The organism is Streptomyces albofaciens JCM 4342 (assembly GCF_008634025.1).
In the GTDB taxonomy this organism is placed as follows: Bacteria; Actinomycetota; Actinomycetes; order Streptomycetales; family Streptomycetaceae; genus Streptomyces; species Streptomyces albofaciens.
Map to the genome: position 1 here is coordinate 1702445 of NZ_PDCM01000001.1, position 24105 is coordinate 1726549.

The window sequence follows — 24105 nt, forward strand, 5'->3', positions numbered from 1 at the left end:
GATGGCCAGGACGAAGCACGACACCGCCGAGCTCATCATGGGCGGCCCGGACGACCACGGGCTACTGCGTTTTCTGGAGGAGTGCCCGGAACTGGATCACCTCAGGATCGAGCTGGTCGAGGGGAGGATCGTCATGCGGCGATCGGGGCCGCCGTTCCGTACCTGCACCGTCGCTCTGCTCGGCTCCCAGATGGAGCGGGCGGGCTGGGCGGGGCTGTCCGGCCAGGCGCTCATCTCCGGCGTCCCCGGCTTCGAGCCGAAGGCGGACCTCACCGTCACCACGGACGAGGCCATGCAGGACAACTGCCACCCCTACCCCGCGGAGCGGGTGCACCTGGTCGTGGAAGTCGTGGAAAAGGCCGTGTCCGAGCGGGACAGCGACTACGCCAGGAAGCGCAGGTGGTACGCGCGGAGCCGCATTCCGCTCCATCTGCTCGTCGACTTGAACGAGGGCGCCGTCGAGCTGCGCTCGCAGCCCGGTGACCTGGATTACGGCCGGGTGGACCGCTACCGGTTCGGCGAGCCGGTGCCGCTGCCCGAGCCGTTCTCGTTCGCGGTCGACACGCGGCGGTTCAGGTCGTATGCGTCCGCGAAAGCGTAGGGGTGGGCGCCGGGGTAGCAAGGGCGTTCCCACCCGAGTAGCATCAGAGGTATGAAGATCAGCGTCAGCCTGCCGGAAGAGGACATCGCCTTCCTCGACGCGTACGGCAAGAAGACCGACGCCGATTCGCGGTCGGCGGTGATCCACGCGGCGGTCGAGCTGCTGCGGGCCTCCGAGCTGGAGGCGGACTACGCCTCGGCGTGGGAGGAGTGGGACGAGAGCGACGACGCGCTGCTGTGGGACGGGGTCTCGGGGGACGGGATCGGAAGCGCCGATGCGGCGCGGTGACCTCTATCTGGTCGATCTGGAGCCGGTCCGGGGGAGCGAGGCCGACAAGTACCGTCCTGCGGTGCTGGTGTCCAACGACGCGGCCAACCGGTCCGTGCAGCGCGCCGGGAGGGGCGTGGTCACGGTCGTGCCCGTGACGGCCAACGTCGCCCGGGTCTACCCGTTCCAGGTGCTGCTGACCGCCGACGACTGTGGGCTCCCGCGCGACTCCAAGGCCCAGTGCGAGCAGGTGCGCGCGGTGGCCGTCGAGCGGCTGGGGCGGCGGGTCGGCAGCGTTCCGGCGCGGGTGATGGTCGGGCTGGACGCGGCCCTGCGCAGGCATCTGGCGCTCTGAACGGGCCGGGCAGCTCCACGTCCGATTTCCGCCGGAAACGGGCCGGATGCCCGCCCACCCTGTACGTATGACGACGTACACACCCCTCCCCATCCCGGAAGCGGCCCTCAAGGAACTGCGCGTCTCGGACGACTCCGGCCGGGCCATGGAACCGTTCGCCGCCGGGAGCGCGAGTGATCACGTCAGCAGTGTGGGCAGCCCGCTGCGCTGCTGTCTGCGGCCCGTCGAGGAGGGTGAGCGGGTCGCGCTCGTCTCGTACGCGCCGCTCCGGCGGTGGGCCGAGGAGAAGTGGGCCCGGCCCGGGGCGTACGACGAGTGCGGGCCGGTGTTCATCCACGCCGGGGAGTGCGGCGGGCCGGACGCCGGGCGGACCGGCTACCCCTTCGCGCGGCCGGGGGCGCTGCGGACGATCCGGCGCTACGACGCGGACGGGCACATCGTCGGCGGCCGGCTCTTCGAGATCCCCGAGGACCCGGACGCCGGGTTCGACGCGGCGATCGCGGAGGCGTTCGCGCAGCCGGACGTGGTGCTGGTGCACGTCCGCGCCCTCGAATACGGGTGCTTCCACTTCGAGGTGCGGCGGCCGTAAGGCGGCACGCGTGTACGCCGCGGGGCCCGTACGGACGTCCGTACGGGCCCCGCGGCACGTGCTCGCTGAAACGTCTCAGCCGCGCAGTTCCGCCGCGACCAGCTCGGCGATCTGGACCGCGTTCAGCGCCGCGCCCTTGCGCAGGTTGTCGTTGGAGAGGAACAGCGCCAGGCCGTGGTCGACCGTCTCGTCCTTGCGGATGCGGCCCACGTACGACGCGTCCTGGCCGGCGGCCTGGAGCGGGGTGGGGACGTGCGAGAGGGCGACGCCGGGGGCGCCGGCCAGCAGCTCGTTGGCGCGCTCGGGGGTGATCTCGCGCTCGAAGCGGGCGTTGACCTGGAGCGAGTGGCCGCTGAAGACCGGGACGCGCACACAGGTGCCGGAGACCTTCAGCTCCGGGATCTCCAGGATCTTGCGGCTCTCGTTGCGGAGCTTCTGCTCCTCGTCGGTCTCGTTCAGACCGTCGTCGACGATGGAGCCGGCCATCGGCAGCACGTTGAAGGCGATCGGGCGGACGTACTTGTCCGGCTCGGGGAAGGTCACGGCCGAGCCGTCGTGGGTGAGCTTGGTGGCGTCCTGCTCGACGGCCTTGCGGACCTGCTCGTCCAGCTCCGCGACGCCGGCCAGTCCGCTGCCGGAGACCGCCTGGTAGGTGGAGACGACCAGCGAGACCAGCCCGGCCTCGGCGTGCAGCGGGCGCAGCACCGGCATGGCGGCCATGGTGGTGCAGTTCGGGTTGGCGATGATGCCCTTGCGGCGCTCGGAGATCGCCTGCGGGTTGACCTCGGAGACGACCAGCGGGACGTCGGGGTCCATCCGCCAGGCGGAGGAGTTGTCGATCACGACCGGGCCGGCGTCGGCGACCTTCGGCGCCAGCGCCTTGGAGGTGGCGCCGCCCGCCGAGAACAGCACGATGTCCAGGCCGGAGTAGTCCGCGGTGGCCGCGTCCTCGACCGTGATCTCGGTGTCCTGCCACGGGAGCGTACGCCCGGCGGAGCGGGCCGAGGCGAACAGTCGCAGCTGCTCCACCGGGAAGTTCCGCTCGGCGAGAATGCCCCGCATCACGCCGCCGACCTGACCGGTGGCTCCGACGATTCCGATCCTCATGGCACTCCTTGTTCGGTACGTACAGCAGCGGAACGGGTGCTTTCGAGGGCACCCGCCCCGTTACTGTCCACTATCTCAGGCCGCTACGGCACGACCTTTTCGATGCGCACGGCGCCGCTGCCGGTGACCGTGCCGGACGGGTTCAGCAGCCGGACCTCGCCGGAGAACTCGCGTCCGGCGGGGGCCGGGCCCGCGGCCGTAACCTCGGCCGTGACCTGCGCCGATGCTCCGCTACCCAGCTTCACCGGTTTCGATTCGTCCGTCTTGAGCGAGCCGAGCGCGGCGGCGTAATACACATCACGGTAGTCGTAGGCGGTGCTGCCCGCGGGGACCGCGTAGCCGTCCACGACGACGGTGTACGTGCCGGGCGCGGGCTTGGCCACGCTGACCGACTCGTCCGAGCCGCCGGTCGCCGAGGAGGCGACGACCTTGCCGTCGAGCAGGACGCTCAGGTCCAGGTCGGCCTTGGCGTCGGCGGGCGCGCCGATCGCGGCGTCCAGCCGGGACACCCCGCTGCCCACGACGACCTCGTACCGCTGCGACTCGCCTTCCTTGACCGTCGGGCGCTGCGTACGGGACGAGCCCAGCTCGCCGCCCTTGAGGGTGCCGTCGAAGGCGGCGGAAGCGTTGGTGACCTTCCAGTCCACCGCGGTCGCGGTGCCGGCCTTGACCTCCGGCAGGACGCGGACGGCCGGGTCGAAGGTGGTGCCGATGGTGGACGCGGTGACCGTGTACGGGTTGTCCAGCAGCGGCGAGGTGCGCCGCGCCTCGACCTCGAATTCCCAGACGCCGGGCGCCGGGTTCTGGTACGTGCGCCGCGCCGGGTCGCAGGTGTTGGCCGGGTTCGGGTAGTTGGGGTAGCAGTTCGGGGTGCTGGTCGGGTCGGCCGGGACGCCCTGCGGGGTGATCGCTATCCAGCGCGTCTGGCTGCCCGCCGCGAGCCCGCCCATCGTGACCTGGAGGGCCTTGGCGCCCTGCGGGACGGCGATGAAGTACGAGGTCGTGGCGTTGCGCTGGACGGTGCCGGACTTGGCGAGGGTGTGCGACGGCGCGGCCAGCGGCTCGGCGGCCACCACGGTGGCGAGGATCTTGCGGTCCACGCCCTCGGTGCGCGGGTCGTCCAGGTCCAGGGTGACGCTGTGCAGGCCGGCGGCGCGCGGCTTGGCGGTGATCTCGATGGTCACCGGCCGGTTCAGCGGCAGCCAGACGGCGCCGTCCTCGTCCGGCAGATCGAAGGTGCCGTCGTTGTTGATCAGGTCCAGCTCGTGCCGGACGGGACGGTCGGGGCCGGTGGTACGGGTGAGGGTGATCTCGTACGTACGCGACTGCCGGACCTTGAGGCCGCCCTCGCGGTCGTAGAGGCCGGTGCCGTAGCCGGGCGTCTTCAGGTGGTCGGACAGGGCCGTCTTCACCGGGGCGCGGACCGTGTACTCGTGCGCGGCGGCGCCGTGCCGGATCGCGGACCAGGCGGCCCGGATGTCCATCAGGCCGGAGCCCTGCTCGTACGACTGGAAGCCCTTGATCTGCCGGGCGGTCGAGGTGAGCGCGGTGCGCAGCTTCGCCGGGGGCAGCGCGACGCGCTGCTGCTTCGCGGCGGACAGCAGCAGGGCCGAGGCGCCGGTGGCCTGCGGCGCGGCCATCGAGGTGCCCTGGAGCATGGCGTAGCCGGGCGGCAGGTCGTAGCCCGCTTCGGCGGTGGGGCCGCCGGGCTCCCAGGTGGGGATGGTGTTGACGGAGGCGCCGGGCGCGGTGATGACGGGCGTGAAGCCGCCGTCCTCGCGCGGGCCGCGGGAGGAGAACGGGAGCATGGCGTACTTGCGCGTCACGGCCGAGCCGTAGTTGGCGGCCCAGGTCTCCTTCGAGATGGACGCGCCGACGCTGATGACCTTGTCGGCCAGGCCCGGGTCGCCGATGGTGTTGGCGCCGGGGCCGCTGTTGCCCGCCGAGATGATCAGCTGGACGCCGTAGGTGTCGATCAGCCGGGTGTACAGCTCGGCGCGGGCGTTGTTGCCGTCGTTGAGCGCGGGCAGGCCGCCGATCGACATGTTGACGATGTCCACACCGCGCTTGGTGACGAGGTCGATCATGCCCTCGGTGAGCGCGATGTTGGTGCAGCCGCCGCTCCAGGTGCAGGCGCGCGAGGAGACCAGCTTGGCGCCGGGCGCCGCGCCGTTCATCTTCCCGCCGAACAGGCCGTTGGCGGCGGTGATGCCCGCGACGTGGCTGCCGTGCTCGGACTCCACGACGCCGATGTTGACGAAGTCGGCCTTCTTGCCCGCCCAGTCCCCGCCGTACGGGTCCATCGGCACGTCCTTGCGGATCTCCACCGTGAACGGGATGCGCTCGGCGATCGGGGTGTCCGGCTTGTCCGCACCGAACCATCCGATGTCGAAGCCGTCCTTGTACGGCTTCATGGGCTTGTCGTCGGTGAAGTCGCCGTTGTCGTTCAGGTCCACCCGGACCGTGCCGGCGGCCGGGTCGTAGAGCACGCCCCAGCGGTCGGTGGTGTCGCCGTCGCGGTTCAGGTCGCCCTTCATGTCGCCGCCGGTGGTGGCGGCCTCGGCGAAGGTGCTGATCCGGTAGGAGCCTTCGGGGGCCTTGTAGGTCCGGCCGTTGTAGGTGAAGGACGGGCCGGAGACGGCGGTGGTCATCGGGCGCCAGGTCTGGTCGCCGTCGCTGATCGGGTCGGTCGCGGTCACCCAGTCGACGATCTTGCGCTCGCCGGTGGTGGTCTTCTGCAGCGCGGGGTGCGCCAGGTCCACGCCGGAGTCGAGGATGCCGATGGTCACGCCGCGGCCGTCGGCCTTCGGGTGGTCGCGGACGAAGTCCACCGCGCCGGTCTCGAAGGACGGCTGGTACGGGTTCTTCGCCGGGGTGTCCTTGCCGGGCGCCGGGTATCCGCCGGCCTGCGGCTTTCCCTTGGCCCCGCCGCCCGCGTCGGGCCGCGGGTCCGGCAGCTTGATCTCCTGCCGCAGGTCGATGGCGTGCACGTCCGACAGCTTCTGCATCTTCGCGATGGCGGCGTCGGCCTGGGCGGTGGGCACGGTGGCGCGTACGTAGCCGAGCTTGTCGTCCGTACGGCCGACGGAGGCGCCCTTCAGGGAGTCGAGGCCGGCGGCGGCCTGCTCGGTGGCGCCGGGCGCGGTGGCGAGCATCATCGAGACGAACCGGGCGCCGCCGGCCTTCGCGCGGGCCAGCAGCTCGGCGTCCTGCGAACCGAGCTTGTCGTGCGGGCCCTTGGGCTCGGCCGTGGTGCCGGCGGATATCCGGGGGTCCGCGTCGGTTCCGGCGGCGTGGGCGGTGCCGGCGGCGGTGAGGGCGGGTCCGGCCGCGGTCGCCACGGCGACGGCCGCGACGGCCGCGAGCCGGGCCGTGCGTCTGGCCCGGCCGGCGGCCGGGCGGGGGGTGTCGGGGGTCATCACACACCTCTTCAGGGTGAAGGGTCCGGAAATCGGACCTGTATGACCGCTCAATATGACGTAAGGGGGCGGTTTTTGGGGAGGAATGTGATCACAAGATTGTGAACATTCGTCCGGGCTGTGCGGGCCGCACGCCGGGTGTCTTCCTCGCCCGGTTTCCGGTGCCCGGCACCCGGCACCCGGCGCCCGGCACCCGGCGCCCGGCCGGTCCGGGCCGCCGCCCCCCTACCCCGCGACATGAACCTCCGGTGACCTCGGCCCGCCCCTGGTCCGAGAGCCCGGTAACCATCGCCGACCGCTGTGATCCCTGTCCGGCGATCGGCGGCCGGCGTTGCCGCACGGTTCACCCGGGGTCCATCCCGGCTGCCAACGCTCCCTGGTGAAAGGGCAGTTGCGGGGGTCCCGCGCTGCCCTCGCCGCTGCCCGTCCGTACCAGGGAGCTCGCGCATGCCCCGTACACGGTCCGCCGCCCCCACCGTCCCCGGCCTGGACCGCCGGGCCTTCCTCACCGCCACCGGCGCCGTCGGCGCCACGACCGCGCTCGCGCTGGCGTACGGGACCGGTGCCGCACCGACCGCCGCGCCGGACAGATCCGCCCCGCCCCTCGTCGCCCCGGAACCGGTCGCCGCGCCGCCCGTTCCCCGGGTGCCGTACACCGAGGGCACCACCCTCGCCTCGGTGGCCACCCCGCGCGGCGCCGCCGGTTACCGCAGGCTCGCCGAGGGCCCCGGCTGGCACCGCGTCGTACGCGCCGAACTCGCCGCCGCGCGCCCCGGCCGGGACGACCGGCGCACCGTACTGGCCTCCTTCGTGCAGCTCACCGACCTGCACCTGGTCGATGTGCAGCACCCGCTGCGCCACGAATACCTGCGGGTGCGGGCGGCCGGTGCCTGGCGCCCGCAGGAGGCACTGTCCGTCGCGGGCGCCGTCTCCCTCGTCGAACGCGTCAACAGCCTGCCCGGCGGGCCCGCCACCGGGGCGCCGCTGTCCTTCGCGATGACCACCGGCGACAACACCGACAACAACTCCGGCATCGAACTGGACTGGTTCCTCACCGCGCTGAGCGGCGGCCGGATCACCCCCAACTCCGGCGACCCCCGGCACTACGAAGGCGTGCAGAACAGCGGCCACCCCCTCTACTGGCAGCCGGACAGCGACCTGCGCGACGCCGACAAGCTGCGCGGCTTCCCCGGCGTGCCCGGCTTCCTGGAGGCGGCGACCCGCACGGTCACCAGCCCGGGACTGCGCCTGCCCTGGTACTCGACCGCCGGCAACCACGACTCGCTGCCCGGCGGCTGCTGCGCCCCCGACGACCCGTTCCTGGCCGAGGTCGCCACCGGCGGACGCAAGCTGGAACTGCTGCCCGCCGACGAGGCGATCCGCGCCTACCTCGCGGTGCTCGGCGGCCCCGGCCCCGGGCGGCGGGAGTTCGCGGACCTGCTGAAGGCGCACGGGCGGCGGGCGCGCACCGTCACCCCGGACGAGCGCCGCGTCCCCTTCACCCGCGCCGGTTACCTGCGCGCGCACCTGGACCCCCGGTACACCGGCCCGGGACCGCGCGGCCACGGCTACACGGCGGCCGACCTCGACGCGGACCGGCTGTACTACACCTTCCGCATCGCGGAGGACGTGGTGGGCATCAGCCTCGACACCACCGACCCCGGCGGCCACCACACCGGCTCGCTCGGCTCCGGACAGCTGCGCTGGCTCGACCGCACGCTGCGGGCCCACCCGTACGAGCACGTCCTCGTCTTCAGCCACCACACCAGTACGTCGATGGACAACGCCGTGCCCGACCCGGCCCACCCGGCCGAGCGGCGGCACGGCGGGGCCGAGCTGGTGGCGCTGCTCGCGCGGCACCGCAACGTACGGGCGTGGATCAACGGCCACAGCCACCGCAACCTGATCACCCCGCACGGCACGTTCTGGGAGGTCACCACCGCCTCGCACGTCGACTTCCCGCAGCTGGCCCGGGTCGTGGAGGTGACGGACAACCGCGACGGCACCCTGTCCCTGTTCACCACGCTCGTGGAGTCGGGCGCGCCGTCCCGTACGGACTTCGGTGATCTCTCGCAGCGGGGCCTGGCGGCGCTCTACCGCGAACTGTCCTGCAACGCGCCGGGAGCGCGGAGCGATCTCGCCGGCGGTCCCGGCGACCGCAACACCGAGCTGCTGCTGGAGCGGCGCTGACGTGCGCCTGCGGGCTCAGCGCGGCAGCACCACCACGTACGAGCCCGGTTCCTCGCCGTCCGCCGCCATCAGGGCCGTACGGACCACCGCCGCCTGCTGTTCCGGGGCGTCGCGCAGCGCGCGCGGGGTGACGTGGACGACCGTGATGCCCAGCTGCTCCAGGTGCTCGCGCTTGCGGGCGTACTCCGACCAGAGCGCGTCCTCGTCCTGGCGCGGCGCCCGCGCGTCGATCTCCACGGCCACCGCCTGCTCGGGCCAGTACGCGTCCACCCCGCCCAGGTGGGGGCCGCCGGGCAGCCGCAGCTCGACGTTCCACAGCGGGTCCGGCAGGCCGTACTCCCGCACCAGGTCGTACAGCCGGCCCTCGGCCATCGCGCGGCCCTCGGCCAGCAGCGCGTCCACCGCGTCCACCACGTGCGGCTGGTTCAGCAGCCGGGCCTGGCTGAACTCGCGTACCACCGCGGCCGCTTCACAGTGTCCGCCGCGCACCGCCTCGGTCAGCAGCCGCCGTACCGTGCAGGCGTCCGTGAGCCTGCCGACGGCGTCCGCCAGCGCGCGGGGCACGGGGGCGACCGGCACCCCGGTGATCCGCTGCGGGCGCGGCATGACCTGGGCGCGGACGACGCGCGCGAAGCCGGAGGTGCGCAGCCGCCGGGTGCGCGGCACCAGGACCTCGATCCGGTCCAGGGACAGCAGCGGGGGAGCGGACGAGAAGCGGTGCAGGGCCAGCGCCGCCAGCCCGGTGATCATCGGCTCGCCTTCGGGCGCGGTGCCGCCCTGCGCGGGGACGGGGGGCTGCCGGTGCGCCGCGTAGAGCAGCACCGCGTGCAGCCGCTCCTCGCTGGTGGGCGGCCCGGGGTGGAGCAGGTGCACACCCGGCAGCACCTGCTGCCAGGGGCCGCCGGGGCGGCACCGCTCGGCGGCCTCCGCGGCGTCGACGCCGTGCTCGCGCAGCTGGCGGGTGGTCAGGACGCGCGGCCCGGCACCGGGGCGGCTGTGCAGCGGACGGGGGGAGAGCGGGGTGGGTGACTCCCCGCCGGAGCCAGGGGAAGTGTGGTTCATGCCCGGGCCATTCCCGCGCCCGCCCCGCCTCCTAACGCCTGTTACACGCCCGTCGACAAACCCGGACAACGCCGTCCTAAAGTACGGGCGTTCGACTGCCGAAAACGGCAGGTTCGGCCCGGCACGGCGAGCGCCGGCGTGCGCACCCGGTCAGTTGTACGGGTGTCCGGGTGCGCATACCGCCCGCCCGCCGGGCGGGAGATCGGCGGCCGGGCCTACCGCGCGGCCTGCGTGTCGCAGGCCTGCGCGCGCAGCGCCCGCGCCAGGTCGTCCCGCGCCTCCGACACGAGCCGCCGCAGCGCGGGCGGCGCCGACGAGTGCTCCGTCAGCCAGGCGTCCGCCGCGTCCAGCGTCTCCTGGTCGCCCTGGAGCATCGGGAACAGCCCCCGCACCACGGCCATGCCGATCTCGATCGACCGCTCCCGCCACACGCGCTCGATGGCGGCGAAGTACTTGGGCGCGTACGGGGCCAGCAGCTCCCGCTGGTTCGCCTGCACGAGGCCGGAGATCGTCGCCTCGACCAGGGCGTTGGACAGCGCGTCGGACTCCACCACGTCCGCCCAGGCCCGCGCGTTGACCTCGGGCGAGGGGCGGGCGGCCAGGCAGCGGACGTGGTGGCGGCGGCCGGAGGCGGTGTCGTCGCGCCGCAGTTCGGCGTCGATGGCCGCCTCGTCGGCGGCGCCGTGCGCGGCCAGCGGCTCCAGGAACGTCCAGCGCAGCTCCTGGTCCACGTCGAGGCCGTCGATGCGCGCCGTACCGTCCAGCAGGCCCTGGAGCAGCTGGAGGTCGGCCGCCGTGGTGGCCACCGAGGCGAAGAACCGCGCCCAGGAGAGCTGGTGGCCGCTGCCCGGCTCGGCCAGCCGCAGTTCGTGCAGCGCGCCCTGCGCCAGTTCCCGCGCTGCCAGGTCGCGGTGGCCGGCGGCCGTGTAGTGGGTGAGCGCGTAGCGGGCCTGCGCGTGCAGCGTCTGGAGCACGCCGACGTCCGACTCGCGGCCCGCGAAGGAGAGCACCAGCGCGAGGTAGTCGCGGGCGGGCATCAGGCCGTCGCGGGTCAGGCCCCACACCGCGGACCAGCACAGCGCGCGCGACAGCGGCTCGGTGATCTCGCCGAGGTGGCCGCGCAGCGTGGCCAGCGACCGCTCGTCGAAGCGGACCTTGCAGTACGTCAGGTCGTCGTCGTTGACCAGGACCAGTTCCGGGCGCTCGGCGCCGGTCAGCTCGGTGACGACGGTGCTCGGGCCGGAGACGTCCAGCTCGGCGCGGGCGTAGCGGACCAGCGCGCCGTCCGCGCCCTCCCGCCGGTACAGGCCCACCGCGACCCGGTGCGGCCGCAGCTCGGGGCGCTCGGAGACCGCTTCCTGCTGGATGGTCAGCTCGGTGATGCGGCCCTCGGCGTCATAGGTGACCTGCGGGGTCAGCGCGTTGACGCCGGCCGTCTCCAGCCAGGCGCGCGACCAGGTGGCCAGGTCGCGGCCGGAGGTCTCCTCCAGGACGGACAGCAGGTCGGCCAGGCGGGTGTTGCCGTACGCGTGGCGCTTGAAGTAGCGCCGCGCGCCCTCCAGGAACGCGTCCCGCCCCACGTACGCCACCAGCTGCTTGAGGACGGCGGCGCCCTTGGCGTAGGTGATGCCGTCGAAGTTGAGCTTGGCGTCCTCCAGGTCGCGGATGTCGGCGGTGACCGGATGGGTGGAGGGGAGCTGGTCGGCGCGGTACGCCCAGGCCTTGCGGCCGTTGGCGAAGGTGATCCAGCCGTTGGTGAAGCGGGTCGCCTCCACCAGCGACAGCGCGCCCATGAAGTCGGCGAACGACTCCTTGAGCCACAGGTCGTCCCACCACCGCATGGTGACGAGGTCGCCGAACCACATGTGCGCCATCTCGTGGAGGATGACGCTGGCGCGGCGCTCGTAGGACGCGTCGGTCACCTTGCCGCGGAAGACGAACTCCTCGCGGAAGGTGACGCAGCCCGGGTTCTCCATCGCGCCGATGTTGTACTCGGGCACGAAGGCCTGGTCGTACTTCCCGAACGGGTACGGGTAGTCGAAGTGGTCGTGGAAGAAGTCCAGGCCCTGCTTGGTGACGGTGAAGATGTCCTCGGGGTCGAAGTGCCGCGCCAGCCCCTTGCGGCACAGCGCGCCGAGCGGGATCTCCAGCTCGGTGCCGTCGGCGAGGGTGCGCCGGTAGGTGTCCGAGACGTAGTGGTACGGGCCCGCGACGACGGCCGTGATGTACGTGGAGATCGGCCGTGTCTCGGCGAAGCGGTACGTCCCGTCCTCCGGCTCGCCCACCTGGGCGCCGTTGCTGAGCACCACCCAGCCGTCGGGCGCGGTCACCTCGAAGCGGAACGGTGCCTTCAGGTCGGGCTGCTCGAAGTTCGCGAACACCCGGCGGGCGTCGGCGGGCTCGTACTGGGTGTAGAGGTAGACCTCGCCGTCCTCGGGGTCGACGAAGCGGTGCAGGCCCTCACCGGTGCGGCTGTACGCGCACCGGGCGTCCACCACCAGGGTGTTCTCCGCCGCCAGGTCCGCCAGGGCGATACGGGTGCCGTCGAAGACCTCCGCCGGGTCCAGCTCGCGGCCGTTGAGGGTGACGGCGGTGACCGACGGCGCCACGAGGTCCGCGAAGCTCGCGGCGCCGGGCTCGGCGCAGGTGAAGCGCACGGTGGTGCGGGAGCGGAAGGTTTGCGCGGCCTCGCCCTCCCCGACGGCCGACCGCAGGTCCAGCGCCACGTCGTACCCCTCGACGCGCAGCAGTCCGGCCCGCTCCCGGGCCTCGTCTCGGGTCAGATTCTCACCGGGCACGACGTGACTCCCTCGCCCTCGTCTCGTATGTCGAACACGGGGAATCATGGCACGCCGGACACCGGTTGAAGCGGTCACCGATCCGCCGATCGGCCACCGAACCGCACGCCCGAGGAGCCACCGTGTCCGAGATTCCTGCCGCCGCCGGGACCGCCAAGACCCCGGCCGACTTCTGGTTCGACCCGTCCTGCCCATGGGCCTGGCTGACCTCCCGCTGGATGCTGGAGGTGGAGAAGGTGCGCCCGGTGGAGGTGCGCTGGCACGTGATGAGCCTGGGCGTGCTGAACGAGGACAAGCTCGACGAACTGCCCGAGGAGTACCGCGAGAAGAACCGCCCCGGCGGGGTGGTCTGGGGCCCGGTGCGGGTCTGCGTCGCCGCCGAGCAGCAGTACGGCCCCGAGGTCCTCGCCCCCCTCTACACCGCGCTCGGCACCCGCTTCCACAACCAGGGCCTGCCGCGCACCGAGGAGACGATCGCCGTCGCCCTGGAGGAGGCCGGCCTGCCCGCGTCACTGGCCGACGCGGCCGGCACCGACACGTACGACAAGGAGCTGCGCGCCTCCCACAAGGCGGGCATCGACCTGGTGGGCCAGGAGGTGGGCACCCCGGTCATCGCGGTCCCCGGCCCCGACGGCGATCCGATCGCCTTCTTCGGCCCGGTCGTCACCCCGGCACCCAAGGGCGAGCAGGCCGCCCAGCTGTGGGACGGCACCCTGATGGTCGCCTCCATCCCCGGCTTCTACGAGATCAAGCGGACGCGGACGCGGGGGCCGGTCTTCGACTGAGGCGCGGCGCGCGTCGGTCCGGCACGCCGCCGCGCACAGAAAGGCCCCCGCGAGTCACGTCCTCACGGGGGCCTCTCCTTCATCCGCCTGCCAGGTGAAGGGTGAGAAGACGATCACGAGGCAGGACGCCTGTCGGCGCCGGACCGCGCCCGCCGCTTACGGGGCGAGCAGCAGGTTGTTGGCGCGCTCCTTGGCGGCGGTGTAGCGCTTGGCCACGTCCTGCCAGTTGACGACCTTCCACATCGCCTCGATGAAGTCCACCTTCTGGTTCTTGTACTGGAGGTAGAAGGCGTGCTCCCAGGCGTCGAAGACCAGGATCGGGACCGAGCCCTGGCCGACGTTGCCCTGGTGGTCGTAGACCTGCTCGACGATGAGGCGGCCGGTGACCGGCTCGTAGGCCAGTACGCCCCAGCCGGAGCCCTGCGTGGTGGCGGCGGCCTTGGACAGCTGCGCCTTGAACTTGGCGAACGAGCCGAAGTTCTCCGCGATGGCGTCCGCCAGCTCGCCGACGCCGTCCTTCTCCAGCGGCTCGCCGCCGCCGTCGCCGGTCATGTTGTGCCAGTAGATGCTGTGCAGGATGTGGCCGGAGAGGTGGAACGCGAGGTTCTTCTCCAGGCCGTTGATCGAGCCCCACTGATCCTTGTCACGCGCCTCGGCGAGCTGCTCCAGGGTGTCGTTGGCGCCCTTGACGTAGGCCGCGTGGTGCTTGTCGTGGTGCAGCTCGATGATCTCGGGGCTGATGACGGGCGCGAGCGCCGAGTAGTCGTACGGAAGTTCCGGAAGTGTGTACGTGGCCATGTCGAGCCCTCCAGCTGCTTACGACCTTTAATTGCAACCGACTTGCATCTGCACGTTATCAGCATGAGTGATCACGAACCGGCCGTGGGGAGGGGACTGGGCCAAAAGAAGGAGACGGCGCCCGACCTCGGTCCGAGGCCGGGCGCCGTCTCCGAAAAGAGCCGCGCTATTAGTGAGGTAAGGCTTACCGAACTAGTGGGAATTCGGCGGGGTGACGGCCGGCAGATCCCGTTCGGCTGTTTTCCGGCCGGCCATTCGCTGCCGGAGCAGACCGACGACGACGAGCACCACGCCGAATCCCCCGGTGAAGTACAGCTGCATGCGCTGGTTCTCGTCCCGCAGCATCAGCACCAGGACCGCCACCACACCGGCCAGCGCCACCCACGTCAGCACGGGGAAGAGCCACATCCGTACGACCAGCTTCTCCGGCGCCTCGCGCTCCAGCCGGCGGCGCATCCGCAGCTGCGCCACGGCGATGAAGCCCCACACGACGAGGATCGCCGCGCCCACCATGTTCAGCAGCCACTGGAAGACGGTCTCCGGCCACCAGTAGCTGAACAGCACCGCGAGGAAGCCGAAGGCCGAGCAGAGGACCACCGCGCGGCGCGGCACGCCGCCGCTGACCGTGCGCAGGAAGCGCGGGCCCTGCCCGCGGGCGGACAGGGAGTGCGCCATCCGGGAGGAGCCGTAGATGTTGGCGTTCATCGCGGACAGGAGCGCGATCAGGATGACCACGTTCATGATCTGGCCGGCCGCGGGGATGTGCAGGTAGTCCAGCACCGCGACGTACGGGCCGTTCTTGGCGATGTCCGCGTTGTTCCAGGGGATGACGGTCACGATGACCGCCATCGAGCCGACGTAGAACAGCGCGATGCGCCACATCGCGGTGCGCACGGCCCGCGCCACGCCGCGCACCGGGTCCTTGGACTCGGCCGCCGCGATCGTCACGGTCTCCAGGCCGCCGTACGCGAAGACGGAGGCCAGCAGGCCGATCACCAGGCCGTCCGAGCCGTTGGGCAGGAAGCCGCCGTCGCCGGTCAGATGGGCCGCGCCGGGCGCGGACGTGCCGGGCAGCACACCGAAGATGGCCAGCAGGCCGAGGACCAGGAAGATGCCGATCGCGGTGATCTTCAGGGCCGCGAACCAGAACTCGAACTCGCCGAAGTTGCTGACCGCCGCCAGGTTGGCGCCGCAGAAGACCACCATGAACAGCAGCACCCACATCCAGGGCTGCGTGTCCGGGAACCAGCCGGTCATGATCCCGGCGGCGCCGATCGCCTCGGCCGCGACCGCCACGCACAGCTGCGCGGTGAACATCCAGCCCGTGGTGAAGCCCGCCCACGGGCCGATCGAGCGCCCGGCGTGCACGGAGAACGAACCGGAGGCGGGGCTGGCCGCCGCCATCTCGCCGAGCATCCGCATCACCAGCATGACCAGGCAGCCGGAGACGGCGTAGGCGAGGACGATCGAGGGGCCGGCCGCCGCGATGCCCTCCTTGGAGCCGACGAACAGCCCGGCGCCGATCACACCGCCGAGGGCGATCATCGACAGGTGCCGCTGCTTGAGTCCGTTGGACAGCGGCGGGCCGGCGTCCGGGCCCGCCGCGGCCGGTCCGGTGCCGTCCGGGGACGACCCGGCGCCCGGGACCCGGCCGGTCCGCTCGCGCTCGGGCGTGGTGGACGAAGGTGTCCGATTCATGGTCGTACCTGTCCCATTAAGTGAGAGCGGAGCGAGACGATCGACGGAAAACGCGCTCAGTTTGAGTGTCCGTGTCCGCTCAGGGCAACAGTCGTGCAGCAGTTGTTCGGTATTCAGACGAGATCGTGACTGGCCGCATTCACACCGTTGTGACACGTGACCCTGGGTGATTCGGAGCGGAAGTGGGGCGACCGGTTCCGGCCGTTCGCCCGCCCCGCCGCGCGCCCCCCGGCGCGGTCAGCCGCGCACCCGCCGCGCCCGCAGCTCCCGTACGCCCGCGACCGCCAGCACCACGCCGGTCGCGGCGGCCGACCACAGCAGCTGCGGCCGCGCCCCGTCGTCGGTGAGCATCAGCACCAGCACCGCCACCATGGCCGCCAGCGCCGTCCAGGTCAGATACGGGAACGCCCACATCCGCAGGGTCAGCTTCTCCGGCGCCGTGCGCTCGATCTGCCGCCGCAGCCGCAGCTGCGACACCGCGATCAGGCCCCAGACGAACAACAGCACCGCGCCGACCGCGTTGAGCATGTAGAGGAAGACGGTGTCCGGCCACAGCAGATTCAGCAGTACGGAGACGAAGCCGAACGCCACCGACGACAGCACCGCCCGGCGCGGCACCCCGCCCGCCGTCACCTTCAGCAGCGAACGCGGCGCCTCGCCCCGCTCGGCCAGCGAGAAGACCATCCGCGAGGAGCCGTACAGGTTGGCGTTGAGCGCCGACAGCAGCGCCACGAACACCACCACGTTCATGATCTGGCCCGCGCCCGGCACGCCGATGCTGTCCAGCACCGCCACGTACGGGCTCTTGCCCGGCTGCATCGACGACCAGGGCAGCAGGGTCACCACGACCAGCATCGAGCCCACATAGAAGAAGAGGATGCGCCACACCGCGCTGCGCACCGCGCGCGCCACGTTGCGCGCCGGGTCGTCGGACTCGGCCGCCGCGATGGTGACGACCTCCAGGCCGCCGAACGCGAAGGCGACGGCGAGCACGCCGGAGACCACGCCCTGCCAGCCGTTGGGCAGGAAGCCGCCCTGACCGGTGAGGTTGGTCAGCCCGACCGGGTCGGTGTCCGGCAGCACACCGAAGATCGCGAGCAGGCTGAGCGCCAGGAACAGCACGATCGCGGCGACCTTCAGCGTCGCGAACCAGAACTCGAACTCGCCGAAGCTCTTGACCGCCGTGAGGTTGGCGGCCGTGAACACCAGCATGAAGATCAGCACCCAGCCCCACTGCGGGACCGCGGGCACCCATCCGTTGGCGATCTGCGCCGCGCCGGTGGCCTCCACCGCCAGCACCACCACCAGCAGGAACCAGTACAGCCACCCCACGCTGAAGCCCGCCCAGCGGCCGAGCGCGCGCTCCGCGTGCACCGAGAAGGCGCCGGAAGCGGGCATCGCCGAGGACATCTCGCCCAGCATCCGCATGATCAGCATGGCCAGCGCGCCCGCGATCAGATACGACAGCACGATGCCGGGCCCGGCCACCGCGATGCCGGCGCCGGAGCCCACGAACAGGCCCGCGCCGATCACCCCGCCCAGCCCGAGCATGGTCAGATGGCGCTGTTTGAGCCCGGCGGACAGCGGTTCGCGCTCCCCGGCCCCATCGCTGAGCGGCGGCGTTCCGGCGGCGGTCGGTGCGTCGTGCATGGGCTCGTACTCTCGCAAAAGGTCTTTGGGGAACTCCACAGGGCCCCGCGTCGTTCCCCCAGTTTCCCCGCCCGTCGCGCGCTACCACAAAATGCGCGCCCGTCCGCGGCGTCTTCCGTGATGAGCATCACGTGACCTGCGAAGACCGCCGACGGGCCGGCACCGGCCGGGGCCCGGCGCGTTGTTCGGAACTCTCCAAGGAGACCATTGCGCCTTTGTCGCCGCCACACGATGATCGGCCGTGGGGCGCTGGACTAACGTCAACGCGTCCCCAGACTGTCCCCGCACGACCTCACACCCGCGGAGTCCCGATGAGCACTGCCGACGCAACCACCAGGCCCGGTGCGGTCCTCGCCGATCTGCTGCCCGCAGCCGGCGCCACCCGCGCCCGTGTCCGCGACGCCGCGCTGATCGCCGGCGGCGCCGCGCTCACCGGCATCGCCGCGCAGATCGCCGTCCCGGTCCCCGGCTCCCCGGTCCCGGTCACCGGCCAGACCTTCGCCGCGCTGCTCGTGGGCGCCTCGCTCGGCGCCGGCCGCGGCTTCGCGTCGCTCGGCCTGTACGCGCTGCTCGGCATGGCGGGCCTGCCCTGGTTCGCGAACGGCGCCTCCGGCGCCGGCGGCGCGACCTTCGGGTACGTCCTCGGCATGCTCCTCGCCGCCACCGCGGTCGGTGCGCTGGCCCGCCGCGGCGGCGACCGCGGCCCGCTGCGCACGGCCGGCACGATGGCCGTCGGCACCGCCCTGATCTACGCGGTCGGCGTGCCCTTCCTCGCGCTGAGCACCGGCATGCCGTTCGGCCAGGCGGTCGCGGCCGGCCTCGTGCCGTTCCTGATCGGCGACGCCCTCAAGGCCGCGCTGGCGATGGGCGCGCTGCCCACCGCGTGGAAGCTGCTCGGCCGCCGCGGCTGACCCCCCGCGCCCCGCACCGCACGGACCGGGCCCCGCACCACCACCTCGCGTGGCGGCGCGGGGCCCGGCCGGGTTCCGGGTCCGTACGGGCCCTGCGGCCCGTGCTCACCTGCGGCTCTGCCGACGGGTGGTGATCCAGACCCCGGCCCCGCCGAGGGCCAGCAGCGCGGCGGCGGCGCCCGCCAGCGGCAGCACCGAAGGGGCGCCCGTCTGCGGCAGCCGCTCCCCGGGCGCCGCGGAGCCGGACTCCGACGGCGCCGGCGAGGTGGTCGACGAACCGGCCGGCACATTCGCCGTGTTCAGCATCAGCGGTGTGTCCGGCGCGTCCGACACCGGATTACGGGTGCCGAAATTCACCGGTCCCTGCTGCCACAGCACGGTTTCCGAGTTTCCCAGTGTCACCGGCAGACAGATCTGCCCCTGCTTTTTCAGATCGAAATGCGCGGTGACGTCGAACGTATGGCTCTTGCCGCTCGCCAGGGAACTGATCGCACACGAATACGCGCTGTTCGCCCCCTCCGGCAGCCGCGCCTCGGGCACCTTCGTGCAGCCGGTCACGTTCTTCACCGTCAGCCCCTGGAATCCGGCCACCGTGAGCCGGATCGCGCCGGTGTCCTTGCCGCCCTTGTTGGTGACCTTGGCGGTCAGCGTGGTCGCGCCGGTGGCGGTCTTCACCGATATCCGCTCCGGCAGCTCGGTGGTCACCCGGTAGCCGGCCGGCGCTGCGGAACCGGCCTTCCCGCCCGCGCTGCTGCCGGGCGTCGGATCGGCCGCCAGCGCCGCCGGACCGGCCGCCAGGGCCAGCCCCGCCGCGACCGCCGCCACCATGCGCACACGATTTCCCGGTCGGGTCGTGTACATTCTCGATCCCCCCTTTTCCGCATCCTCGGCCGAGGTATTTGATGGGTACCACAAGATTCCACGGGTGCTGTGGGGGCTGGGCATGGTGGGGAATACGAGCGAGGCGGGTCCCGGCCGGCTGGCGGCCGGCCGTTACCGTCTGCTGGAATTGATCGGCCGCGGCGGAATGGGCCGGGTGTGGCGCGCCCGCGACGAAATCCTCGACCGGTGGGTCGCGGTCAAGGAAATACGGATCGACGAACGCGCCGGCGAGGAGAGCGTGGTGCAGCGCGAGCGCAGCCTGCGCGAGGCCCGCGCCACCGCCCGTATCGACCATCCCAACGTGGTGCGCGTGCACGACGTGGCCGAGGAGGGCGACCGGCTGTGGATCGTGATGCAGCTGGTCCAGGCCCGCTCCCTGGAACAGGTCCTCGCCCAGGACGGCCCGCTGTCCCCGGAAGCGGCGGCCCGGGTCGGCACCGGACTGGCCCGCGCGCTGCGCGAGGTGCACGCGGTGGGCGTACTGCACCGGGACATCAAGCCCGGCAACGTCCTGATCGACGACCGCGGCGCGGTGGTCCTCACCGACTTCGGCATCGCGGCCATGCAGGACGCCACCGCCCTCACCATGGCGGGCATGCTCATCGGCTCGCCGGACTACATGGCGCCCGAGCGGGTGGCGGGCCAGGAGCAGGGCCCGCCTTCCGACCTGTGGTCGCTGGGCGCCACCCTGTGCGCCGCGGTGGCGGGCCGGTCACCGTTCACCCGCGCCACCACCCTCGCCACGCTGCACGCCGTACTGCACGAGGAGCCCGCGATCCCGCCCGCCGCGGGCCCGCTGCGCGAGGTGCTGGTCGCCCTGCTCGACAAGGCGCCCGAGGCGCGCCCCACCCTCACGGAGGTCGAGGCACGGCTGGAGCCGCTGGCACGGCAGGCCGCGGCGGCGGCCCCGACGGCGGCGATGAGCGCGGCCGGGACCGTGGACGTCCGTACGCCCACCGTGGCCGATCCGGCACCGGAGCGCATCGAGGTGGTGGAGGCCGGGGCCCTCCCGGCCGGGGCCTTCGCGACGCGTACACCGCCGGAGGGGAAGCGGGCGGGGGAGCGGGAGGCGGTGGAACCATCCGCAGCGGAGGCGCTGCCGGAAGCCGAGGTGCCGCCGGGGGCCGAGGTGCCGCCCGGAGCCCATATACGGCCTGAAGCGCAGGTACCCGAAGCGCAGATGCCCGAAGCGAAGGCGTCCGAAGCGCAGGTGCCCGAAGCCGCCCCCGCGCGGCCCCCCGCCACGGAACCCTCACCCTTACCCGCAGCCCCACCGGCCCGCCCCCGCCGCAAGCGCCACGCGCTGCTCGCCGCCGGGGGCGTCGCCGTGTCGGCCGCCGCGGTCGTGGTGGTCGTCGTGCTGGCCCAGGGCGCGGACCCCGGCGGCACGGCCGGGGCCGGGGCGGGGTCCGGGCGTCCGACCACGGCCGGCGCGGGCACCGCGCCCACGACCGGCGGCCCGGCGGACACGGCCGGGTCCCGCCGTACGGAGAACGGGTTCAGCTGGATTCCGCCCGCCGGCTGGAACCGCACCGAGGAGTCGTCCAGCCACGTCACCTACAGCACGAAGGACGGCTCCACGCTCGTCTCCGCGCGCCAGGACCCGTCCTCCGGCGGCGATCTGCTGACCGTCTGGCAGCAGTACGAGGCGCAGCAGCACGATGTGCCGGGCTACCGCAGGACGCGGCTGGAGCGCGCCACCTTCCAGGGGCACCCGGCCGTCGTGTGGGACTTCGCCTACCTCAGGGACGGCAAACCGGCGCACGGGCGGCAGCTCGGCTTCCGTACCGGGGACCGCACCTACCAGATCAACCTCTGGTACCTGGACTCCGCCGGGGCCGCCGCCCGGCGCGCCTACGACCGGGTCAAGGAGTCCTTCCGCACGTCGCCGTGACCGGCGGGCCCGCCGTCGCCGCCGTCCGCGGCGGCCTGTGCCGCGCCGCCCGCGGCCCGGCGCCGGCGGTCCAGCACCAGCCCCACGGCCAGCACGACCACGGCCGCGACCACCGAGAGCACCATCTGCTTGCGGCCGTCGGGGTTGTAGAACATGTAGCCGACGACGAACAGGATCAGCGCGATCGTCGCGTACGTCAGGTACGGGTAGAGCCACATCCGTACGGTCAGCCGCTCCGGCATGTCCCGCTCGATGACCTTGCGCATCCGCAGCTGCGAGAAGCAGATGACCAGCCAGACGAAGAGCGCCACCGCGCCGGAGGAGTTCAGCAGGAACTCGAAGACGGTGTCCTTCGAGGTGTAGCTGAAGATCGTCGCGACGAAGCCGAAGGCGACCGAGGCCCAGATGGCGGTCGCCGGGACGCCGCCCTTGTTCACCCGCGCGAAGGACTTGGGCGCGTCGCCGCGCTCACCGAGCGAGAACGCCATCCGGGAGGCGGTGTAGAGGCCGGAGTTCAGGCAGGACAGCACGGCGGTGAGCACCACGACGTCCATGACGGTGCCGGCCGCCGGGATGTCCAGCGACTTCAGGACGGCCACGTACGGGCTCTTGTCGAGCGCCGGGTCGTCCCACGGCAGCAGCGTCACGATCACCGTGATCGAGCCGATGTAGAAGAGCGCGATCCGCCAGATGACGCTGTTGACGGCCTTGCGGACGGCCTGTACCGGGTTGGGCGACTCGCTCGCGGCCAGCGTGACGATCTCGCTGCCCATGAAGGAGAAGACCACCAGCAGCATGCCGGAGAGGATCGCGCCCGGACCGTTCGGCAGGAACCCGCCGTGGCCGGTCAGGTTCGCCATGCCCACCGCGTGGTCGCCGGGCGGCAGCCCGAAGATCGCCAGCGCGCCGATCACGATGAACACCACGATCGCCACGACCTTGATCCCGGCGAACCAGAACTCGAACTCGCCGAACGACCCGACGGAGATCAGGTTGGTGCCGGTCAGCACGATCATCACCAGCAGCGCCCACGCCCACTGCGGGACGGCGGGGACCCAGCCGGTGAGGATCGAGGCGGCGGCGGTCGCCTCGACGGCCAGCACGACCGACCAGAAGAACCAGTACAGCCAGCCGATGGTGAAGCCCGCCCAGCGGCCCAGCGCCCGGTCCGCGTAGGCGGAGAAGGAGCCGGAGGTGGGGGAGGCGGCGGCCATCTCGCCCAGCATCCGCATCACCAGGACGACCAGCAGGCCGGTGAGCGCGTACGAGATCAGGATGCCGGGGCCGGCGGCCGCGATGCCCGCGCCGGAGCCCACGAACAGGCCCGCGCCGATCACACCGCCGATGGCGATCATCGACAGATGGCGGTTCTTGAGACCTGCTTTGAGTCCGTCGGGAGACCGGTCTCCGCCGGGGCCGCCACCGGGATCCCCGGTCGCCCGGCCCGCGTTCATGGTCGGCGGGTGCGCGCCCATGTGCACCGTCCTTCTGTGGTTCTCGGTGTCGAGTCCCCGCATTAGAACTTCGTCAACGGCCGCTTTGGAAGATCTGAATCCGGATCGTTGCGTGGATCTCATTTCCGCATGTCATCGCGTGTACATGGCATGTATGGCGGGCGGGGACCCGGAGGGCCGACGGGCCGAAGCCCCGGCGACGCCTACCCCGGGCCTGATCGGCCACACACTCGTGCAACACTCAGCACATGCGCGTGTATCTCGGCTCCGACCATGCCGGTTTCGAACTGAAGAACCACCTCGTCGAGTGGCTCAAGGCCAACGGCCACGAGCCCGTGGACTGCGGCCCGCACATCTACGACGCCGTGGACGACTACCCGCCGTTCTGCCTGCGCGCCGCCGAGCGGACCGCGGCCGACCCGGAGAGCCTGGGCGTCGTGATCGGCGGCTCGGGCAACGGTGAGCAGATCGCCGCCAACAAGGTCAAGGGCGTCCGGGCGGTGCTGGCCTGGAGCGAGGAGACCGCCAAGCTGGGCCGCGAGCACAACAACGCCAACGTCATCTCGGTCGGCGGCCGGATGCACACCCAGGACGAGGCCACGAAGTTCATCGCGGCGTTCCTCGCCACGCCGTACTCGAACGAGGAGCGGCACACCCGCCGCATCGAGATGCTCTCCCGCTACGAGACCACCGGCGAGCTCCCGGAGATCCCGGCCCACCACCCGCAGCAGGGCTGAGCCCCGCCCGTCGTACCGCCCGCGCCGCCGCCGGCGCGGGCGGACGCCGTACGCACCCCGTCCCACCCCGCCGAGGAGGCACCGGCCCATGCCCGAGGGGCACACGATCCACCGCCTCGCGCTGGACCACCGTGCGCGCTTCGAGGGCGCGCCGGTCCGGGCGAGCAGCCCCCAGGGCAAGTTCTCCGACAGCGCGGCGCTGATCGACGGCCGGGTCATGACCACCGCCGAGGCGCACGGCAAGCACCTCTTCCTCGGCTTCGGGCCCGCCGGGTGGGTCCACGTCCACCTCGGTCTCTTCGGCAAGCTGAACTTCGGTGACGCCCCCGCGCCGCCGCCCACCGACACCGTACGGCTGCGGCTGGCCGACGACGCGTCCTACGCGGACCTGCGCGGGCCCACCGCCTGCGCGCTGCTCACCGACGCCGAGAAGCAGGCGATACACGACCGGCTCGGCCCCGACCCGCTGCGTCCCGGGGACGACGGCGAGCGGGCCTGGGCGCGGATCTCGCGCAGCCGTACGTCGGTCGCCGCGCTGCTGATGGACCAGAAGGTGATCGCGGGCGTCGGCAACGTCTACCGCGCCGAAGTGCTCTTCCGGCACAACATCGACCCGTACCGTGCCGGGCGTGATCTGCTGCGGTCCGAATGGGACGCGATCTGGGCGGATCTGGTCGCCCTGATGCGCGAAGGGGTGCGGCACAATCGCATCGACACCGTACGCGCCGAACACCTCCCCGAGGCCATGGGCCGTCCGCCGCGCGTCGACGACCACGGCGGCGAGGTCTACGTCTATCGCCGTGCCCGCCAGGAGTGCCACATCTGCCGCTCCGAGATCCGCACCGCGCCCCTGGCCAACCGCAACCTCTTCTGGTGCCCCACCTGCCAGCCGAAGTGAGGGCCCCGGC

The 24105-nt window shown here is 72.3% G+C and carries 19 protein-coding genes; 10 read left to right on the forward strand and 9 right to left on the reverse strand.

Annotated elements, in window-relative coordinates; all coding sequences use genetic code 11:
• The first annotated feature begins 1 nt into the window (after position 1).
• The 4 genes from CP973_RS07785 (at position 2) to CP973_RS07800 (ending at position 1812) form a co-directional block, all read left to right on the forward strand.
• Positions 2–601, forward strand: a complete 600-nt coding sequence (locus CP973_RS07785; protein WP_150238772.1) for a Uma2 family endonuclease — start codon at positions 2–4, stop codon at positions 599–601.
• Positions 602–652: 51 nt separating this feature from the next.
• Entirely contained in the window at positions 653–889 is a 237-nt protein-coding gene (locus CP973_RS07790; RefSeq protein ID WP_003982452.1) for a ribbon-helix-helix domain-containing protein, read from the forward strand.
• On the forward strand, positions 876–1223 hold the full coding sequence (locus CP973_RS07795) for a type II toxin-antitoxin system PemK/MazF family toxin (RefSeq protein WP_150238774.1): 348 nt from the start codon (positions 876–878) through the stop codon (positions 1221–1223). Before CP973_RS07790 ends, CP973_RS07795 begins: the two co-directional genes overlap by 14 nt.
• Positions 1224–1290: 67 nt before the next feature.
• A complete protein-coding gene (locus tag CP973_RS07800; RefSeq protein ID WP_150238776.1) occupies positions 1291–1812 on the forward strand; it encodes a DUF1203 domain-containing protein in 522 nt (173 codons plus the stop codon).
• A gap of 75 nt (positions 1813–1887) precedes the next feature.
• Here the strand turns inward: CP973_RS07800 and CP973_RS07805 are convergent, their stop codons facing one another.
• Together CP973_RS07805 and CP973_RS07810 are read right to left on the reverse strand one after the other, a co-directional pair.
• The gene (locus CP973_RS07805; protein WP_150238778.1) at positions 1888–2919 is read right to left on the reverse strand and encodes an aspartate-semialdehyde dehydrogenase; all 1032 of its coding nucleotides are present in this window, start codon (positions 2917–2919) and stop codon (positions 1888–1890) included.
• Positions 2920–3002: 83 nt separating this feature from the next.
• The gene (locus CP973_RS07810; RefSeq protein WP_150238780.1) at positions 3003–6338 is read right to left on the reverse strand and encodes a S8 family serine peptidase; all 3336 of its coding nucleotides are present in this window, start codon (positions 6336–6338) and stop codon (positions 3003–3005) included.
• Between the two features lie 447 nt (positions 6339–6785).
• On the opposite strand from CP973_RS07810, the gene CP973_RS07815 reads away from it, so the two are divergent.
• A complete protein-coding gene (locus CP973_RS07815) occupies positions 6786–8528 on the forward strand; it encodes a TIGR03767 family metallophosphoesterase (RefSeq protein WP_150238782.1) in 1743 nt (580 codons plus the stop codon).
• Between the two features lie 15 nt (positions 8529–8543).
• Here CP973_RS07815 and CP973_RS07820 read toward each other — a convergent pair whose 3' ends face one another.
• Together CP973_RS07820 and pepN are read right to left on the reverse strand one after the other, a co-directional pair.
• Positions 8544–9590, reverse strand: coding sequence for a hypothetical protein (locus CP973_RS07820; RefSeq protein WP_208853148.1), 1047 nt, complete (start codon positions 9588–9590; stop codon positions 8544–8546).
• A gap of 215 nt (positions 9591–9805) precedes the next feature.
• Positions 9806–12388 carry an aminopeptidase N gene (gene pepN / locus CP973_RS07825; RefSeq protein WP_150238784.1) on the reverse strand — a complete coding sequence of 861 codons (2583 nt, stop codon included), beginning with the start codon at positions 12386–12388 and terminating at the stop codon, positions 9806–9808.
• Positions 12389–12510: 122 nt separating this feature from the next.
• Here pepN and CP973_RS07830 point away from each other — a divergent pair, with 122 nt between their 5' ends.
• Positions 12511–13173: a DsbA family protein gene (locus CP973_RS07830; RefSeq protein ID WP_150238787.1), complete on the forward strand. Its 663-nt coding sequence runs from the start codon at positions 12511–12513 to the stop codon at positions 13171–13173.
• A gap of 156 nt (positions 13174–13329) precedes the next feature.
• Here the strand turns inward: CP973_RS07830 and CP973_RS07835 are convergent, their stop codons facing one another.
• From CP973_RS07835 to CP973_RS07845, 3 genes are all read right to left on the reverse strand, one after another.
• A complete protein-coding gene (locus tag CP973_RS07835) occupies positions 13330–13971 on the reverse strand; it encodes a superoxide dismutase (protein WP_150238789.1) in 642 nt (213 codons plus the stop codon).
• A 192-nt stretch (positions 13972–14163) separates the two neighbouring features.
• A complete protein-coding gene (locus CP973_RS07840) occupies positions 14164–15669 on the reverse strand; it encodes an amino acid permease (protein ID WP_150238791.1) in 1506 nt (501 codons plus the stop codon).
• A gap of 237 nt (positions 15670–15906) precedes the next feature.
• Positions 15907–17319, reverse strand: coding sequence for an amino acid permease (locus CP973_RS07845; RefSeq protein WP_150238793.1), 1413 nt, complete (start codon positions 17317–17319; stop codon positions 15907–15909).
• A 311-nt stretch (positions 17320–17630) separates the two neighbouring features.
• Here CP973_RS07845 and CP973_RS07850 point away from each other — a divergent pair, with 311 nt between their 5' ends.
• On the forward strand, positions 17631–18230 hold the full coding sequence (locus CP973_RS07850; protein ID WP_150238795.1) for a biotin transporter BioY: 600 nt from the start codon (positions 17631–17633) through the stop codon (positions 18228–18230).
• Between the two features lie 105 nt (positions 18231–18335).
• Here the strand turns inward: CP973_RS07850 and CP973_RS07855 are convergent, their stop codons facing one another.
• On the reverse strand, positions 18336–19175 hold the full coding sequence (locus CP973_RS07855) for a hypothetical protein (RefSeq protein WP_244409323.1): 840 nt from the start codon (positions 19173–19175) through the stop codon (positions 18336–18338).
• On the opposite strand from CP973_RS07855, the gene CP973_RS07860 reads away from it, so the two are divergent.
• A complete protein-coding gene (locus CP973_RS07860) occupies positions 19156–21006 on the forward strand; it encodes a serine/threonine-protein kinase (RefSeq protein WP_244409324.1) in 1851 nt (616 codons plus the stop codon). The two genes, CP973_RS07855 and CP973_RS07860, sit on opposite strands and share 20 nt — an antisense overlap.
• Here the strand turns inward: CP973_RS07860 and CP973_RS07865 are convergent.
• Positions 20967–22481: an amino acid permease gene (locus CP973_RS07865; protein ID WP_150238797.1), complete on the reverse strand. Its 1515-nt coding sequence runs from the start codon at positions 22479–22481 to the stop codon at positions 20967–20969. The two genes, CP973_RS07860 and CP973_RS07865, sit on opposite strands and share 40 nt — an antisense overlap.
• Before the next feature lie 227 nt (positions 22482–22708).
• Between CP973_RS07865 and CP973_RS07870 the strand changes: the two genes are divergently transcribed.
• Together CP973_RS07870 and CP973_RS07875 are read left to right on the forward strand one after the other, a co-directional pair.
• Positions 22709–23197, forward strand: a complete 489-nt coding sequence (locus tag CP973_RS07870) for a ribose-5-phosphate isomerase (protein WP_150238798.1) — start codon at positions 22709–22711, stop codon at positions 23195–23197.
• 88 nt (positions 23198–23285) lie between these two features.
• On the forward strand, positions 23286–24095 hold the full coding sequence (locus CP973_RS07875; RefSeq protein ID WP_150238799.1) for an Fpg/Nei family DNA glycosylase: 810 nt from the start codon (positions 23286–23288) through the stop codon (positions 24093–24095).
• The last annotated feature ends 10 nt before the right edge of the window (positions 24096–24105 follow it).